The organism is Halomonas sp. GD1P12 (assembly GCF_025725645.1).
Taxonomy (GTDB): Bacteria; Pseudomonadota; Gammaproteobacteria; order Pseudomonadales; family Halomonadaceae; genus Vreelandella.
This window is the reverse complement of the sequence record NZ_CP107007.1, coordinates 2,007,315-2,024,481: the sequence shown is the minus strand read 5'-3', so window position 1 is coordinate 2,024,481 and position 17,167 is coordinate 2,007,315. Positions and strand designations below refer to the sequence as shown.

The 17,167-nt window shown below is 62.8% G+C and carries 14 protein-coding genes; 12 read left to right on the top strand and 2 right to left on the bottom strand.

The window, feature by feature from the left end; all coding sequences use genetic code 11:
* Window positions 1–124: 124 nt before the first annotated feature.
* From lon to OCT39_RS09435, 3 genes are all read left to right on the top strand, one after another.
* Complete coding sequence (gene lon, locus OCT39_RS09445) at window positions 125–2,545, top strand: endopeptidase La (protein ID WP_263584231.1); 2,421 nt, start codon at window positions 125–127, stop codon at window positions 2,543–2,545.
* Between the two features lie 190 nt (window positions 2,546–2,735).
* Complete coding sequence (locus OCT39_RS09440) at window positions 2,736–3,008, top strand: HU family DNA-binding protein (RefSeq protein ID WP_252109795.1); 273 nt, start codon at window positions 2,736–2,738, stop codon at window positions 3,006–3,008.
* 111 nt (window positions 3,009–3,119) lie between these two features.
* Window positions 3,120–4,943 carry a SurA N-terminal domain-containing protein gene (locus OCT39_RS09435; protein WP_263584230.1) on the top strand — a complete coding sequence of 608 codons (1,824 nt, stop codon included), beginning with the start codon at window positions 3,120–3,122 and terminating at the stop codon, window positions 4,941–4,943.
* 122 nt (window positions 4,944–5,065) lie between these two features.
* Here the strand turns inward: OCT39_RS09435 and OCT39_RS09430 are convergent, their stop codons facing one another.
* Both OCT39_RS09430 and OCT39_RS09425 read right to left on the bottom strand, forming a co-directional pair.
* Window positions 5,066–5,848 carry a UDP-2,3-diacylglucosamine diphosphatase gene (locus OCT39_RS09430; RefSeq protein WP_263584229.1) on the bottom strand — a complete coding sequence of 261 codons (783 nt, stop codon included), beginning with the start codon at window positions 5,846–5,848 and terminating at the stop codon, window positions 5,066–5,068.
* Window positions 5,849–5,862: 14 nt separating this feature from the next.
* Window positions 5,863–6,360, bottom strand: coding sequence for a peptidylprolyl isomerase (locus OCT39_RS09425; RefSeq protein ID WP_263584228.1), 498 nt, complete (start codon window positions 6,358–6,360; stop codon window positions 5,863–5,865).
* Window positions 6,361–6,526: 166 nt separating this feature from the next.
* Between OCT39_RS09425 and OCT39_RS09420 the strand changes: the two genes are divergently transcribed.
* From OCT39_RS09420 to OCT39_RS09380, 9 genes are all read left to right on the top strand, one after another.
* On the top strand, window positions 6,527–8,206 hold the full coding sequence (locus OCT39_RS09420; RefSeq protein ID WP_263584227.1) for a glutamine--tRNA ligase/YqeY domain fusion protein: 1,680 nt from the start codon (window positions 6,527–6,529) through the stop codon (window positions 8,204–8,206).
* A 7-nt stretch (window positions 8,207–8,213) separates the two neighbouring features.
* Window positions 8,214–9,605 carry a cysteine--tRNA ligase gene (gene cysS / locus OCT39_RS09415; protein ID WP_263584226.1) on the top strand — a complete coding sequence of 464 codons (1,392 nt, stop codon included), beginning with the start codon at window positions 8,214–8,216 and terminating at the stop codon, window positions 9,603–9,605.
* Window positions 9,606–9,687: 82 nt separating this feature from the next.
* Window positions 9,688–10,596 carry an ABC transporter substrate-binding protein gene (locus OCT39_RS09410; protein ID WP_311960725.1) on the top strand — a complete coding sequence of 303 codons (909 nt, stop codon included), beginning with the start codon at window positions 9,688–9,690 and terminating at the stop codon, window positions 10,594–10,596.
* A 3-nt stretch (window positions 10,597–10,599) separates the two neighbouring features.
* Complete coding sequence (locus OCT39_RS09405) at window positions 10,600–11,796, top strand: ABC transporter permease (protein ID WP_263584225.1); 1,197 nt, start codon at window positions 10,600–10,602, stop codon at window positions 11,794–11,796.
* Window positions 11,793–12,758 carry an ABC transporter ATP-binding protein gene (locus OCT39_RS09400; RefSeq protein WP_263584224.1) on the top strand — a complete coding sequence of 322 codons (966 nt, stop codon included), beginning with the start codon at window positions 11,793–11,795 and terminating at the stop codon, window positions 12,756–12,758. The genes OCT39_RS09405 and OCT39_RS09400 overlap by 4 nt, the downstream gene beginning before the upstream one ends.
* Window positions 12,748–13,515: an ABC transporter permease gene (locus OCT39_RS09395; protein ID WP_318152963.1), complete on the top strand. Its 768-nt coding sequence runs from the start codon at window positions 12,748–12,750 to the stop codon at window positions 13,513–13,515. Before OCT39_RS09400 ends, OCT39_RS09395 begins: the two co-directional genes overlap by 11 nt.
* A 181-nt stretch (window positions 13,516–13,696) precedes the next feature.
* Window positions 13,697–14,899, top strand: coding sequence for a thiamine pyrophosphate-dependent dehydrogenase E1 component subunit alpha (locus OCT39_RS09390; RefSeq protein ID WP_263584223.1), 1,203 nt, complete (start codon window positions 13,697–13,699; stop codon window positions 14,897–14,899).
* Window positions 14,900–14,901: 2 nt separating this feature from the next.
* Window positions 14,902–15,879 carry an alpha-ketoacid dehydrogenase subunit beta gene (locus OCT39_RS09385; RefSeq protein WP_263584222.1) on the top strand — a complete coding sequence of 326 codons (978 nt, stop codon included), beginning with the start codon at window positions 14,902–14,904 and terminating at the stop codon, window positions 15,877–15,879.
* A 15-nt stretch (window positions 15,880–15,894) separates the two neighbouring features.
* The gene (locus tag OCT39_RS09380; RefSeq protein WP_263584221.1) at window positions 15,895–17,166 is read left to right on the top strand and encodes a 2-oxo acid dehydrogenase subunit E2; all 1,272 of its coding nucleotides are present in this window, start codon (window positions 15,895–15,897) and stop codon (window positions 17,164–17,166) included.
* Window position 17,167 lies beyond the last annotated feature (1 nt).

Here is a 17,167-nt window from a genome sequence, read left to right as displayed (position 1 = left end):
GGCCGAACCCGGATCACTCAGCGAGCCAGCGGCTGACGTTACCAGGCCGCGTCTTCCACATTGTTGGGCGCTTTGAAGTGGTAACGCTTTATCGAGCGCCTATCCGATTTGAGGAACGTCTGCGATGCAGCAGAACGCCGATCAGACACAGTGTTTACCCATGTTGCCGCTGCGCGACGTGGTGGTATACCCGCAAATGGTGATTCCGCTGTTTGTGGGGCGGGAAAAATCCATCCATGCGCTGGAAGCAGCCATGGAAGCGGACAAGCGCGTCCTGCTGGTGGCCCAGCGCGAAGCCTCCCAGGACGAGCCCGATAACGACGACCTGTACCGCATGGGTACCGTCGCCGACATCATGCAGCTTTTGAAACTGCCCGACGGCACCGTCAAGGTGCTGATCGAAGGCAGTTTCCGCGCCGACGTGGTCGATATCGAAGAGAACGAGGCGGGCTACACCCAGGCCCATTTGACGCCGCGAGAAAGCGAGCCCTTGACCTCGCGCGAGCAGGAAGCGCTGGTGCGCGTGCTGCTTAATCAGTTCGAGCAGTACGTCAAGCTCTCCAAGAAGGTGCCCAACGAGGTGCTCAATTCGCTTTCCGGCATCGAGGATCCGAGCCGGTTGGTGGACACCATTTGCGCCCACCTGTCGCTCAAGATCGGCGACAAGCAGGAGCTTTTGGAGATGGATCGCGTGCGCGATCGCATCGAGCACCTGATGGCGCTGATCGAGTCCGAAATCGATCTGCTGCAGGTCGAAAAGCGCATCCGCTCCCGGGTCAAGGAGCAGATGGAGAAGACCCAGCGCGAGTACTACCTCAACGAGCAGATGAAGGCCATCCAGAAAGAGATGGGCGAGCTCGACGACGTGCCTAACGAAGCCGAGAAGTACGAGAAGGCGATTGCGGACGCCGGTATGCCCAGGGAGGCCGCCGAGAAAGCCACTCAGGAGCTCAACAAGCTCAAGATGATGGCCTCGAACTCCGCCGAAGCCACGGTGGTGCGCTCTTATCTTGACTGGCTGATCGCCGTGCCGTGGAAAAAGCGCACCCGGGTCAAGCACGACCTGATCAAGGCCCAGGAGGTACTCGACGAGGACCACTACGGGCTTGAAGAGGTAAAGGCGCGCATTCTCGAGTACCTGGCGGTACAAAAGCGTGTGAAGAAGATGAAAGGGCCGGTGCTTTGTCTGGTCGGCCCGCCCGGGGTGGGCAAGACCTCGCTGGGTCAGTCGATTGCGCGGGCCACCAACCGTAAGTACGTGCGTTTGGCGCTCGGTGGGGTGCGCGACGAATCCGAGATTCGCGGCCACCGGCGCACCTACATCGGCTCGCTTCCGGGTAAGCTGATGCAGCGCATGGCGCGCGCCGAAGTGAAAAACCCGCTGTTTCTGCTCGACGAAGTCGATAAACTCGGTATGGACCACCGTGGCGATCCGTCTTCGGCGCTTCTCGAGGTGCTCGACCCGGAGCAGAACAACAGCTTCAGCGATCACTATCTCGAGCTCGATTACGATCTTTCGGAGACGCTGTTCATCTGCACCGCGAACTCGATGAACATTCCCGGGCCGCTGCTGGACCGGATGGAGATCATTCGCCTACCGGGTTACACCGAAGACGAGAAGCTCGCGATCGCCAAGCGCTATCTGTTGCCCAAGCAGCTCAAGGCCAACGGCCTGAAGAGTGAAGAGCTGGCGCTCGATGACGAGGCGCTATTAGAACTCGTGCGCTACTACACCCGCGAGGCGGGCGTGCGTGAGCTCGAGCGCCAGATCGCCAAGGTGTGCCGTAAGGTGTTGCGTGAGCGTGTCGAGGCAGAGGTAAGCAAGTCAAAAGACGCCAAGGAGCCGCCGCGCACGCTCGAAGCCGAGCACATCGAGACCTACGCCGGCGTGCGTCGCTACAGCTACGGCCTGGCCGAGCAGGAAGACCAGGTGGGCCGCGTAACCGGGCTTGCCTGGACCTCAGTGGGCGGCGAAATTCTCAACATCGAATCCGTGGTCACGCCGGGCAAGGGGCGGATCAACAAGACCGGCTCGCTTGGCGATGTGATGAAGGAGTCGGTGAGCGCTGCGCACACGGTGGTCAAGGCGCGGGCGGCCACCTTTGGTATCGCTGCAGAGCGCTTTGAGAGCGAAGATCTGCACATCCACGTGCCAGAGGGCGCTACGCCGAAAGATGGCCCCAGCGCCGGCGTTGCCATGGTAACGGCGATGATCTCTGCCTACACCGGTCGCCCGGTTCGCTGCGATGTGGCGATGACCGGCGAGGTCAATCTGCGCGGCGAAGTGATGCCGATTGGCGGGTTGAAGGAGAAATTGCTGGCAGCGCGCCGGGGTGGTATAAAGACCGTCCTGATCCCTGAGGAAAACCGCCGTGATCTCAAGGAGGTACCGGATAACATCAAGGGAGCGCTTGATATTCGCCCGGTACAGTGGATAGATGACGTGTTAGCGGTAGCCTTGGCCGAGGAGCCGGTAGCGGGGGCGCCTGCGCTTAAAAACGCCGATCCGTCGTTTACCGGCAGTACCACGGCCAGTACGCATTAAGCGTTAGAGCCCGTAGAGGCTTGCAAGTATAAGGAGCGCCCGGGCCCTTCGTTGGGGCGGGCGCTCGTATCCGGGTCGCTTGACAGGTATTTCAAGGCATTGCTATAAAACGCAGCTATGCTTTGAGCTTGTACCCGCCGGTGACCGCGCCGTTCAGAGCCATTTTTTCGAAACATTTAAGGGGTGAAGTGTGAATAAGTCCGAGCTGATTGAAGCTATTGCCGCGTCTGCAGATATTCCGAAAGCAGCGGCAACCCGCGCATTGGATGCCATGGTCGAGTCTGTCACCGATAGCCTCAAAAAAGGCGAGAGCGTTTCACTGGTGGGCTTTGGTACGTTCGCCATCAAGGAGCGCGCCGCGCGCACCGGCCGTAACCCGCAAACCGGCAAGCCGATCCAGATCAGCGCTGCCAAGGTGCCCAACTTCAAGGCGGGTAAAGCGTTGAAAGACGCCGTCAACTGATTGACCCGCGTTTGCTGTAACGTAATGGGCGCATCGCGAAAGCGATGCGCCCATGTTATTTAAAGGGCCCTCACCGGGCGCGACAAATGGCTGTGACGATCTGAGGCAAGCATGCTGCAAAGTATTCGCAACGGTTCCCGAAGCTGGGGGGCTAAAATCATCATTGGGCTCATGGTGGCCGCCATGGCGCTGTTTGGCGTGGAGTCGCTGTTCAGCGCCTTCGGTCGCGACCCCAATCAAGTGGCAAGCGTCAATGGCGAACCCATTATGCGCCAGCAGGTAGAGGTCGAGGTGCAGCGAGCGATGCGCTCGGGCCAGGTACCGCCGGAGCAGGAGCGCGCGCTTCGAAACGACGTGCTCGACCAGCTGATTACCCAGGAACTGTTGGGCCAGTACGCCGACGACGGCGGCTTCCATCTGTCCGACGAGCAGATCGATCAGGTCATCGTCACGCTGCCTGAGTTTCAGGACGGGCAGGGCCGCTTCAACGCAGATATCTTTCGCAACCAGCTCGGCCGTGCAGGCTATACCCCACTGGCGTTTCGCGAAGAGCTAAGAAACGATCTCAAGCGCAGCTACCTGCAACAGGGCCTGGCCCAAAGCGATTTCGTGCTGCCCAGCGAACGCGAACGCATGCTCGCGCTGCAAAACCAGCAGCGCAGCTTTCGCTACGTGATGCTCGACCAGGGCGATATCGACTTCAATCCGAGCGTCACCGACGAGCAGGTCAGCGACTACTACGATACCCACCCGGAGCGCTTCGAGCGTCCAGAGCAGGTGAAGGTGGAGTACGTGGTGATCGACCGTCAGGAGATGGCTGAGAGCGTCGAGGTCGACGATGCGGCGCTGCGCCGCGCTTACCGCGCCCAGAGCCAGACCAGCGACCGCCAGATGTCCCACATCATGGTGACGTTCGGCGACGAGCGCAGCCGTGAAGAGGCAAAGGCGCGCGCCGAGCAAGCGCTGGCTGCCATCGAAGGCGGCGAATCCTTCGAGCAGGTCGCCCAGGAGTACTCCGACGATACCGCCAGCGCCGAGCAGGGCGGTGATCTGGGCGTCGTCTCCCCGGGCATCATGGGCGAGGCGTTTGACGACGCCGCGTTCTCACTGGCAGAAGGTGAAACCTCGGGGCTGGTGGAAATGGGCAACGCCTTCCACGTGCTGCGCGTGACCAGCGTCGAAGGCCCAAGTTTCGAGGAGCAGCGTGAAAGCCTCGAGCAGACCGCCGCGCTCGATGAGGTCAACGACGACTTCAACCGCCAGGTACAGCGTTTGATCGACGAAAGCTTCGCCGCCGACGATCTGCAAAGTGTGGCGGAGGATCTCGGCTTGACGCTATACCAGACCGACTGGATCACCCGCGATGGCGGTACCGGCGTGCTTTCAGAGCCCGGCGTCATGGACGAGGCCTTCACCGACGACGTGCTGGAAGAGGGTTACAACAGCCAGGTCATCGAGCTCGACGACGACCGCCGGCTGGTGCTGCGCGCGGCGGATCACCGTGACGCCACGCTGCTGCCTTTGGACGAGGTACGAAGCGACATCGAAGGATACGTCGCCGCCGCCCAGCGCCAAAATGCGCTGCAGGAAGAGGCCCAGCGGCTTATCGAGGCGCTGAGAGATGATGAGTCGGTCGACATCGACTGGCAAGAGGCCAGCGATATTTCCCGCCAGGGGCCGACGACGCTGCCGGCGACGCTGGTCGACGGCGTGTTTGCCATGCCGCGCCCGGTTGACGGTGACTCAAGCTACGCAAGCGTACTGATGCCCGCAAGCGTGGCCGTGGTGGCGCTCGATAGCGTAAGCACGCCGGAGAGCGGCGAAGGCGATCAGGCGAGTGAGTTCGTCGCCCGCATTTCCGAGCAGCTTCGCGCCCAGGCCGCGGTCCAGGGGCTGATCGAGCAGCTCAGAGACGACGCCGACATCGAGCGTTAGACACTCAATCGAGCCCTCGTTATCACTGGAGGGCTCTCTTGAATGATACGAAAAAGCCGATCCAGTGGATCGGCTTTTTCATGTCCGCGGGTTGCGTGCCTTTGGCGCCGCGCCGGTCGTGTTTAACCGGCGTCCGGCTCGGGCGGCGCATCCAGCGCGAAGCGGCGAAGCCGCGGGGTCGGCAAACCATCACAGGCTTCGATCACGATGTCCCACCCCTGGTGCGGCTGCCAATCGCCCAGAACAAAGCGCCGGGCCGGTACGTCCTCGACGGTCAGCTCGTGCACCATCGGGCGATGGGTGTGGCCGTGAATCATGGTGCTCACGCCGGTTTGGCGCAGTAGCGCCGTCACCTCTGACGGGGTGACGTCCATGATCGCCTCGGCCTTGCCGGCATTGGCGCTGTCCGACTCCAGGCGCAGCTTTTTGGCCAGCGCCAGGCGCTCGCCCAGCGGCATGGCGAGAATGTGCGCCTGCCACTCGGGGTTTCGCGACTGGGCGCGAAACGCCATGTAGCTCTCGTCCTGAGTGCAGAGACTGTCGCCGTGCAGCAGCACGACGGGCAGGCCCTGAAGCTCGGTCTCGAAGGTGTCGGGCAAAAGCGTGGCGCCGCAGTCGCTTAAAAAGCGCTCGCCAAGCAAGAAGTCGCGGTTGCCGTGCTGAAAATAGACGGCGGTACCGGCATCGACCAGCGCGCGCAGGCGCGTGGCGACCTCGCTTGCCACCTGGGCGCTGGGGTGCGGGGCGTCGAGGGTGTCGTCGCCGATCCAGGCGTCGAACAGATCGCCCAGAATGTAGAGCGCCTCGGCCCCCTGGGCGGTGTGTTCAAGATAGCGAAAGAACCCCCGGTTGATCTCGGGGGTATCGCCGCTCAAGTGCGTATCGGCTACCAGCAGCGTGCGCATAGGCCTCCCGGTGATCACTCGTCTTTGACGTAGGCGCGCTCGATGACGACGTCCTCGGCGGGTACGTCGGCGTGCATGCCGCGGCGGGTCGTGGAGACACCCTTGATGGCGTTGACCACGTCCATGCCGTCGACCACTTCGCCGAACACCGCGTAGCCCCAGCCCTGCAGGTTCTTGCCGCTGTGGTTGAGAAAGCTGTTGTTACCCACGTTGATGAAAAACTGCGAACTCGCCGAGTGCGGGTCCTGGGTGCGCGCCATGGCGAGTGTGCCGATGGTGTTCTCAAGGCCGTTGTCGGCTTCGTTTTCGATCGGGTCGCGGGTCGGCTTTTGCTCGAAGTTGGTGTCGAAGCCGCCGCCCTGGACCATGAAGCCGTCGATCACGCGGTGAAACAGCGTGCCGTCGTAGAAGCCGTCACGCACGTACTGCTCGAAGTTGGCGGCGGTGTTCGGGGCCTTGTCGTGATTGAGCGCAACGGTGATGTCGCCCATGCTGGTCTGTAATACGATCATGGTTAAATTCCTGTTGAATGAAGGCGTTCGCCTTGGCGCTGTGCATCGGCGTCGCGTTATAATAGCGGTTTTGCCCGGCGCCGCGAAGCGCTACGGTTTTACTCCGGGACGACGCGCACTGCTTTTCGTCCGGCACGCCATCCACTGTGAGGTTATCAACACCGCCATGACCAACGAGACCACCAAAGCGCCGAACTTCATTCGCAACCAGGTACGCGACGAGATCGAAAGCGGGCAGGTCAGCACGATCGTGACGCGTTTCCCCCCGGAGCCCAACGGCTTTTTGCACATTGGCCACGCCAAGTCGATCTGTCTCAACTTCGGGTTGGCGCGTGAGCTCGGTGGTGACTGTCATCTGCGGTTCGACGATACCAACCCGGCGAAGGAAGAACAGGCCTACATCGACGCCATCAAGGAGGACGTCGAGTGGCTGGGGTTCGAGTGGGCGGGCGAGGTGCGCTTTGCATCGAGCTATTTCGACCAGCTCTACGCCTGGGCGCAGCACCTGGTGCGCGAAGGCAAGGCCTACGTCGATGACCTGAATCCTGACGAGATTCGCGAATACCGCGGCACGCTGACCGAACCCGGCCGCCCGAGCCCTTATCGCGAGCGCGGGGTCGAGGAGAACCTGGATCTGCTCGAGCGCATGCGCCTGGGTGAGTTCGGTGAAGGCGAAAAGGTGCTGCGCGCCAAAATCGACATGGCCTCGCCGAACATCAACCTGCGCGACCCGATTCTTTACCGCATTCGCCACGCAAGCCACCACCAGACGGGCGATGCCTGGAAGATCTACCCCTCTTACGACTTCACCCACGGCCAGTCGGATGCGCTCGAAGGCGTCACCCACTCGATCTGCACCCTGGAGTTCGAGGATCACCGCCCGCTTTACGAGTGGTTTTTGAACAACCTGCCGGTGCCCAGCAAGCCGCGCCAGATCGAGTTTGCGCGCCTGAACCTGAACTACACGCTCACCTCCAAGCGCAAGCTGAAACTGCTGGTCGATGAGAAGATCGTCGAGGGCTGGGACGACCCGCGCATGCCGACCATCTCCGGCATGCGCCGGCGCGGCTACACCCCGGCCTCGATTCGCAAGTTCTGCGAAATGATCGGCGTGACCCGCGCCGACGGCGGTCTGGTCGACATCGCCATGCTGACCCACGCGATCCGCTCGGATCTCGAGGACAATGCCCCGCGCGCGATGTGCGTGATGAAGCCGCTCAAGGTGGTGCTGACCAACGTCGACGAAGGCTTCGAGGAGGTGTACGAGGTGCCCGGTCACCCGGCCCGCGACGACATGCCCGTGCGCCGCGTGCCGCTGACCCGCGAGCTCTATATCGATCAGGAAGACTTCATGGAGGACGCCCCCAAGAAGTTCTTCCGCCTGGCGCCGGGCAAGGAAGTGCGCCTACGTAACAGCTACGTGATCTGCTGTGACGAAGTAATCAAGGATGACGCCGGCGAGATCGAGGAGCTTCGCTGCTCGGTGGATTTCGATACCCTCGGCAAGAACCCGGAAGGGCGCAAGGTCAAGGGCGTGATCCACTGGGTGAGCGCGGTTCACGGCGTGCCCATGGAAGTGCGCCTCTACGACAACCTGTTCATGGTCGAGCAGCCGGACCGTGACAAGGACTCCGACTTCCTCGATCACCTGAACCCGGAGTCGCTGGTCGTCTGCCAGGCCGTTGGCGAGCCGAGCCTTGCGGATGCCAAGCCGGAGTCGCGCTACCAGTTCGAGCGGGTGGGCTACTTCTGCGCCGACCGCCACCTCTCGACGCCGGACAAGCTCGTCTTCAACCGCACCGTCGGGCTGAAGGATAGCTGGGCGAAAATTCAGAAAAAGGGCTGAGGTGGCCATGCAGATCTACAACACGCTTACCCGGGCCAAGGAAACCTTCACCCCGATCGAGCCTGGCAAGGTGCGCATGTACGTGTGCGGCATGACGGTGTACGACTACTGCCACCTGGGTCACGCCCGGGTGATGGTGGCGTTTGATGTGATCACCCGCTACCTGCGCGAGCGCGGGTTCGAGGTCGACTACGTGCGCAATATCACCGACATCGATGACAAGATTTTAAAGCGCGCCGAAGAGAACGACGAGCCGATCGGCGCGCTCACCGAGCGCATGATCGCCGCGATGCACGAGGACGAGGCGCGTCTTGGGGTGCTTCCGCCGTCACGAGAGCCGCGGGCCACTGGCCATATCGACGACATCACCGCGATGATCGAGACGCTGATCGACAAGGGCTTTGCTTACCGTGCCGACAACGGCGACGTCTACTACCGGGTACGCAAGTTCGCAGGCTACGGCAAGCTCAACAACCGCCAGCTCGACGACATGCGCGCGGGTTCTCGTATCGAGGTGGACACGCACAAGGAAGACCCGCTCGATTTCGTACTCTGGAAAGCCGCCAAGCCGGGTGAGGCGCACTGGGGCTCGCCCTGGGGCGACGGTCGGCCTGGCTGGCACATCGAGTGCTCGGCGATGTCGACGTGCTGCCTGGGCAATACGTTCGATATTCACGGCGGCGGCCCGGACTTGACCTTCCCGCACCACGAAAACGAGATCGCCCAATCCGAGGCCGCCACCGGCCAGACCTACGTCAATACCTGGATGCACGCGGGCGCGGTGCGCGTCGACCAGGAGAAGATGTCCAAGTCGCTCGGCAACTTCTTCACCATCCGCGACGTGCTCGAAGAGCACGACCCGGAAGTGGTGCGTTTTCTACTGGTGGCGAGTCACTACCGAAGCCCGATCAACTACTCGGTGGGCTCGCTGGTCGAGGCGCGAAAATCGCTGATCCGCTTCTACACCGCGCTTGACGGTGTCGAACTTGCCTCTGCGTCGCAGCCGATGGAGGAGACATCGTTCGATGCTCGCTTCAAGGCGGCGATGGACGACGACTTCAACACCCCGGAAGCGCTGGCGGTGCTATTCGATCTGGCCCGCGAAGTGAACCGCGCCAAAACCGAGGCGCCGTCGGGCGCGCCGGCGTTGGCTTTTGAGCTCGTTCGCCTGGCCGGCGTGCTGGGGCTTTTACAGCAGGCACCGAGCGCGTTTCTCAAGGGCACCGCGAGCGCGGCGATCAGCGACGCCGACATCGAAGAGAAGATCGAGCAGCGCAAGCAGGCCAAGATGGACAAGGACTTCGCCCGGGCTGACGCCATTCGCGACGAGCTGGCAGCGCTCGGTATCGTGCTCAAGGACTCCCGCGAGGGCACGACCTGGGTGGTCGAGGCGAGCTAGAGCGGGGAGTGGGTGTGGCGCTTGACGGCGCGACACCTATACTCAACGCTTTGATGAGCCAATTGAATAAAGGATGATGACAATGCGCTCCATGGTTAAACCCACGCTTGCAACGCTGGCGCTCGCCCTCACAACCAGCGCCGCCCAGGCCGATGATCCGGTGGTCGTCGCGTCGAAAATCGATACCGAAGGCTCGGTGCTTGGCGAGCTGATCATTCAGACGTTGGAGCGCGAAGGGATTCCGACGGAAAACCGTCTGCAGCTCGGTGCCACCAGCGTGGTACGAAGCGCCATCGAAGCCGGCGAAATCGATCTCTACCCGGAGTACACCGGCAACGGCGCGTTCTTTTTCGACATGACCGACAGCCCGGTCTGGAACGACGCCGATCAGGCCTTTGAAGCCGTGCGCGAGCGCGACGCGCAAAATGGTCTGGTGTGGCTGCGCCCGGCCAGCGCCAACAACACCTGGGCGATCAGCGTGCGCGGCGACCTGGCCGAGGAGAACGATCTCAAGACGCTGGACGATTTGGCCGAGTACCTGGAGCAGGGCGGTGAATTCAAGTTCGCCGCCAGCGCCGAGTTCGTCGAATCCGAGCAGGCGCTGCCGGCGTTCCAGAACGCCTATGGCTTCGAGCTGTCCGACGATCAGCTGCTGGTGCTTTCCGGCGGCAACACGGCTGCCACCATGCGCGCCGCCGCTCAGCAAACCAGCGGCGTCAACGCGGCGATGACCTACGGCACCGACGGCGGACTCAACGCGCTCAACCTCGTCGTGCTCGAGGACACCAAAGGCGTGCAGCCGATCTATCAGCCCGCGCCGCTGGTGCGTGAAAGCGTACTCGACACCTACCCGGCCATCGAGGAGAGCCTGGAGGCGGTGTTCGAGACGCTTGATCTCGAAACCCTGCAGCGCTTGAACGCCGACGTAGCGGTCAACGGACTGTCGCCGGATCAGGTGGCCCGCGACTACCTCGATAGCCTGGGCGACTGATCGATGCCATTACGGGCAGTGGCCCGGCTCAAGGCCGGGGCGCGAACGCTTGCGCCCAATGCGGTACTGCTGACGCTTTCGATCGTCATGCTCGCGGCGCTTTGGCTGACCTCCACGGTCAGCGTTGCGCCCAACCGTATCGTCCCCGGTAGTACGTTTGGCGTCGTCGATGCGTTCGGCGTGGTGGGAGCGCTTTTGATCTCGCTGTTGCTTCTGGCGCTGGCGGCGATGTCGCTCAAGGCCGAGCCGGTCAATTACCAAGCGATGCTGCTGCTCGTGGTGCTGATTTTGCTGCTGATGCCCTTCGGGTTGATGGTCGCTGGTCATTTGCTAATCGACCCGGCGCTTGCCCAGGCGCGGCTCGGTATCGGTGCGGGCTACTGGACGCTGCTGTTCGTGCTGCTGTTGTGTCTGATCGAGCTTCGCCTGCGTCTTGGGCTCAAACGCCTGGCCACCGCCGCGCTGCTGGTCGGCGTGACGCTCGTCTGGTGGCTCTGCGCTCGCCTCTGGCTCGACGAGTTGGCGCTGGTACAGGAGCTCCATTCGCGTCAGAGTGCGTTTTACGCCGCCTTGTCCCAGCATCTGGTGCTGGTCGCCAGCGCCGTGGGCGTAAGCCTGGTACTGGGTATGACGATTGCGCTGTTGATGCGCCGTTTCACTCGAGTGGAAAAAGTCGGGTTTGCGCTACTGAACTTCTTTCAAACCATCCCCAGTCTGGCGCTTTTCGGGCTCTTGCTGGCGCCGCTTGCCTGGCTTGGTGCCAACGTGACTTTTTTGCGCGATCTCGGCGTGAGCGGCATCGGCAATACGCCGGCGCTGGTCGCGCTGATCGCCTATAGCCTGCTGCCCATTGCGCGAAACACCTATATTGCGCTGGGCGAGGTGCGCCCGGACACGCTGGAAGCCGCTACCGCCATGGGGATGCGACCGGCCCAACGGTTCTGGCAGGTTCGGTTTCCGCTGGCGCTGCCGGTGCTGCTGGAAGGCGTGCGTATCACCACCGTTCAGGCCGTGGGACTTACCGCGGTGGCCGCACTGATCGGCGCCGGTGGATTGGGCACGTTCATTTTTCAGGGGCTGGGCCAGGCCGCCATGGACATGGTGCTGCTCGGGGCGCTGCCGATCGTGGTCATGGCGCTGATCGTGGATGCCGGGCTCGGGGCGCTGGCCGAACTCACCCGTCACGGAGGACAGGCATGATCGAGCTCTCTCACGTTTCCAAGCGCTTTGGTGAAGCCACCGCGGTCGACGATATCTCGCTGACCGTCGGCCAGGGCAAGTTCTGTGCGCTGGTCGGCACGTCCGGCTGTGGGAAGTCGACCACGCTTCGCATGATCAACCGGCTGATCCCGCATAGCGACGGCGAGATCACGCTGAATGGCGAGCCTCTCGAGAGCTTCGATCCGGTCAAGCTAAGACGGCGTATCGGCTACGTTATCCAGAGTACCGGGCTGTTTCCCCACTGGAGCGTGGCGCGCAATATCGGCCTGGTGCCAAGGCTTTTGAAATGGCCCGCCGAGAAGGTCAACGCGCGGGTGGAGGAGCTGATGGGCGTTTTCGGACTGCCCGTGAACGAGTTCGCCCACAAGTACCCTCACCAGCTCTCCGGCGGTCAGGCGCAGCGAGTGGGCGTTGCCCGGGCGCTGGCCGCCGACCCGGATATTCTGCTAATGGACGAGCCGTTTGGCGCGCTCGACCCACTGACGCGCGAAAAACTCCAGGACGAGCTTTTACGCCTGCAGGCCAAACTGCACAAGACCGTAGTGTTCGTTACCCACGACATGGACGAGGCGTTGAAGCTTGCCGACCACCTGGTGGTGATGCGCGATGGTCGCATCGTGCAGCAGGGCAGCCCGCTGGCGCTTTTACAGCACCCGGCGGACGCCTTCGTGGAATCCATGCTCGGCGGGCTCGAGCGCGGGCTCAAGCAGGCCGCGCTGACCAGGGTGAGGGATCACATGACCTCGCTTGGCTCGGCCATTCCTGCCCATGCGCGTATTCCCGGCGACTTCACCCTGCGCCAGGGGCTTTCGATGATGATGCGCGATCACTGCGACCGGCTCACGGTGGTCGACTCAAGCGACGTGCCCATCGGTGAGCTCACGCTTCGCCGGTTGATCAAGGAAGCCCAGACCGAGCGGGGCGCTCACCGTGCAGGCTAATGTTGAATCGTTGCGCCCCGGTTGTTCACCGCGCTGGCTGGTGCCGCTTGGCTGGTTGGCGCTGCTGGCGCTGGCGGTCTTCGGCATGCCCTATGTCGACGGTTTTTTTCGCTGGGTTGCACCGGATGCCCGCCAGGTCATCTATAGCCGCGCCAGCTTTCTCGACCTGTTGGGCCGCCATTTACTGGTGGTCGGCGTGGCCGGAGCGGTCACTATCGTGGTCGGCGTGCTGGCGGGCATCGGCGTCACCCGCCGGCGTGGGCGCGACTTTCTGCCGCTGGCGGGTCAGCTTGCCTCCATTGGCCAGACCTTTCCGCCGGTAGCGGTACTGGCGCTGGCGGTACCGGTGCTGGGCTTTGGCACGCTTCCGATCATCGTTGCGCTCATGCTGTACGGGCTTTTGCCCATTTTGCGCAACACGCTGGCGGGTCTACAGGGCGTGGACGTTGGTACCAAAGAGGCGGCGCTCGCCATGGGCATGACCCAGCGACAAATTCTCTGGCGTGTGGAGCTGCCGCTCGCTGCTCCGGTGATTCTCGCCGGCATCCGCACTTCGATCACGATCAATATCGCCACCGCCGCGCTGGGGGCGACGGTCGGGGCGAGCAACCTGGGCGACCCGATCATCTCCGGCATCGTCAATGCCAACATGGCTTACGTCCTCCAGGGCGCGCTCTTGATCGCGCTGCTGGCACTCACCGTCGATAGCCTTTTCGACCTTTTCCAGCAGGCGCTGGCCAGGCGCTCCGCCGCTTAACCCCCATCTTGTTAGCGTTTTCCAAGCGCGCGCTTGGGCTCTGCGCCCTAAGTCGTATCTCTAAAAGTGGTTCGCTGCGTTACTGTTCACGTGTTGCGTTGATCGCTGCCGGTTATATCCACTGGCAAAAACGGTCGACACCGACAACACTGCCTTCAAAAGGGGCATACAAGGATAAAAAATGACACGCTTTGACCATCAGCCGAGTTTCATGACCGGCGACGAGTTTTCCATCCCGACCTTTGGCCTGCTCGACCCGGAAGGGACGCTTTATGACGGTGCCACGGCCCCGGCGCTCGAGCGCGACCACGCTCGGCGCTTGTACAAGGCGATGCTTGCCACCAGGCTTCTCGACGAGCGGATGCTCGCCGCCCAGCGTCAGGGCCGGCTGAGCTTTTACATGCAGTGTACCGGTGAGGAGGCCGCCATCGTCGGTGCCACCGCTGCCCTCGATGAGCGCGACATGATCATGGCGCAGTACCGCGAGCAGGGCGCGCTGATGTATCGCGGCTTCACCATCGACGAGTTCATGAACCAGCTGTTCGGCAATGAGCTGGACTACGGCAAGGGCCGGCAGATGCCGGTGCACTACGGCTCGCGCAAGCTGCACTACATGACCATTTCATCGCCTCTGGCAACCCAAATCCCCCAGGCTACGGGCTACGCCTACGGCCAGAAACTCGCCGGTGACGGCCTCTGCACGCTGACCTTTTTCGGCGAAGGCGCGGCCTCGGAAGGCGACTTTCACGCCGCGCTCAACATGGCGTCGGTCCACCAGGTACCGGTCATCTTTTTTTGCCGTAACAACGGCTACGCCATCTCGACGCCCGCGGTCGAACAGTTCGCCGCCGACGGTATCGCCCCACGGGCGATGGGCTATCGCATGCACGTCATTCGCGTGGATGGCAACGACGCGCTGGCGGTGTTCGAGGCGACCCGCCAAGCGCGTGTCATCGCCGTCGAACAGAACAAACCGGTGCTGATCGAGGCGATGTCCTATCGTCTCGCGGCCCACTCTTCGTCAGACGACCCGTCGGGCTACCGCGCCAAGAGCGAAGAGGAGACCTGGCGGCTCAAGGACCCGGTGCTGCGCTTTAGAAAGTGGCTTACCCACCAGGGGTGGTGGAGCGACGATGAGCAGAGCGAGCTTGAGGAGTCGCTGCGCCGCGAGGTGCTGGAGACCCTGAAGCGCGCCGAGAAGCGTGCCGCGCCGCCGCTGGACTCCCTGATTACCGACGTTTACGCCGAGGTGACCCCGGAGCTTACGCGCCAGCTCGACGGGCTCAAGCGCCATATCCGCCGCTACCCGGAGGCCTACCCGAAGGGCGCCAAATCGCTGGATCTGGACATCGCGCCCGCCGCGTCCACGGATGAGGAAGTGTAGCCATGGCTAAAATGAATCTGCTTCAGGCGATCAACGGGGCGCTGGATATCGCCATGGCCGAGGATGACAAGGTCATCTGCTTTGGCGAGGACGTGGGCGTGTTTGGCGGCGTTTTCCGCGCCACCAGCCATCTTCAGGAGAAGTACGGCAAGGCGCGCTGCTTTAATACGCCGCTGGTCGAGCAGGGCATCATCGGCTTCGCCAACGGCTTGGCCGCGCAGGGCTCGGTGCCGGTAGCCGAGATCCAGTTCGCCGACTACATCTTTCCGGCGTTCGATCAGATCGTTAACGAAACCGCCAAGTTTCGCTACCGCTCCGGCGATCTTTTCAACGTCGGCGGTTTGACCATCCGCACGCCCTACGGCGGTGGCATCGCCGGCGGGCTCTACCACTCGCAGTCGCCGGAAGCCTATTTCACCCATACGCCGGGGCTCAAGGTGGTGGTGCCGCGAAACCCCTACCAGGCCAAGGGGCTTCTGCTCGCCGCGATCCGTGACCCGGACCCGGTGCTGTTTCTCGAGCCCAAACGCCTTTACCGCGCCGCCACCGGCGAGGTACCGGAAGAGGACTACCAGCTCCCCCTCGGACAGGCGGAGATCACCCGCGAAGGCGGCGACATCACGCTGGTCGGTTGGGGCGCGCAGATGGAGGTGATTCACAAGGCCGCCGAGCTTGCCGAGGAGCAGGGCATCGACTGCGAAGTGATCGATCTTCGCACGCTGGCGCCCTGGGATAGCGACGCCGTGGTCGAGTCGGTGCTAAAGACCGGGCGGCTGGTGATTAGCCACGAGGCGCCGTTGACCGGCGGGTTTGCCGGCGAGATCGCCGCCACCGTGGCCGAGCGCTGTTTTCTCTACCTGGAATCCCCCATTCGCCGCGTGACCGGGCTGGACACGCCGTTTCCGCTGGTGCTCGAAAAAGAGTATCTGCCGGATCACCTCAAGATCTTCGAGGCGATCCGTGAAAGCGTCGATTTCTAATCCGGGAGAGACACCATGAGTGATTTTGTACTGCCGGACATCGGCGAAGGGATCGTGGAGTGTGAAGTGGTCGAGTGGCGCGTCCAGGAGGGCGACCGGCTCGAAGAGGACCAGCCGGTCGTCGAGGTGATGACCGACAAGGCGCTGGTCGAGATCACCGCCGCCGAGGCGGGCGTGGTCACCAGGCTTTACGTGCAAAAAGGTGAGATCGCCAAGGTGCACGCGCCGCTCTACGCCTACCAGGCCGATGACGCTGAACCCGATGAGGAGAGCGCTGGCGCAGCGAACGAGAATAAAGTCGAGGCATCCCCGAGTGAACAGCCGGCGTCACGACCGACAGCGCCGGAAGCTTCATCCGTCTCCAATACTGATACCCAAAAGGCGCCGGATGCTTCGCCTCAACAGTGCCATAGCAAAACGCCGGCGAGCCCGGCTGTGCGTCGGCTAGTGCGCGAGCACGATCTCAAGCTCGACGAGATCAAGGGCAGCGGTAAGGACGGCCGGGTGCTGAAAGAAGACGTGCTGGCGCATCTGAACGGCGTAAGCAGCGATAAGAACCAGGTGCCAGCCGAGGACACTTCTGGCGAGCGCACCGAGCCACTTCGCGGAATGCGTGCCGCGATGGCCAAGCGCATGGTGCATTCGGTCAGCACCATTCCCCACTTTCACTACGGCGAAGAGATCGACGTCACCGAGCTTCTGGCGCTTCGCGAGCGGCTCAAGCCCTCGGTCGAGGCAGGCGGCGAGCGGCTGACCCTGATGCCGTTTTTCATGAAAGCGATGGCGCTGGCGATCGCGTCCGAGCCGCTGGTCAACGCCCGGCTTAATGAGGCGGCAGACACCCTTCACTACGCCGCCCACTGTAATATTGGCATGGCGGTGGATGGCAAGGCGGGGCTGATGGTGCCCAACGTCAAAGGGGTCGAGGCGCTCACGCTGATGGAGCTTGCCAGGGAGATCGGCCGGCTGACCCAGGCGGCGCGAGAAGGGCGCGTCGATCAGGCGGATCTCAAGGGCGGCACGATCACCGTCTCGAACATCGGTGCGCTTGGCGGCACCTACGCCGCGCCGATCATCAACGCCCCGGAGGCGGCGATCGTCGCCATCGGCAAAAGCCAGTGGCTGCCGCGTTTCGATGCAGCGGGGACGGTCGAGCGCCGGGCGATCATGACGGTGACCTGGGCAGGCGATCACCGCTTCATCGATGGCGGCACCATTGCGCGCTTTTGTAATGCCTGGAAAGGCTTTTTGGAGTCGCCGGAGTCGATGCTTTTGCATCTACGCTAGC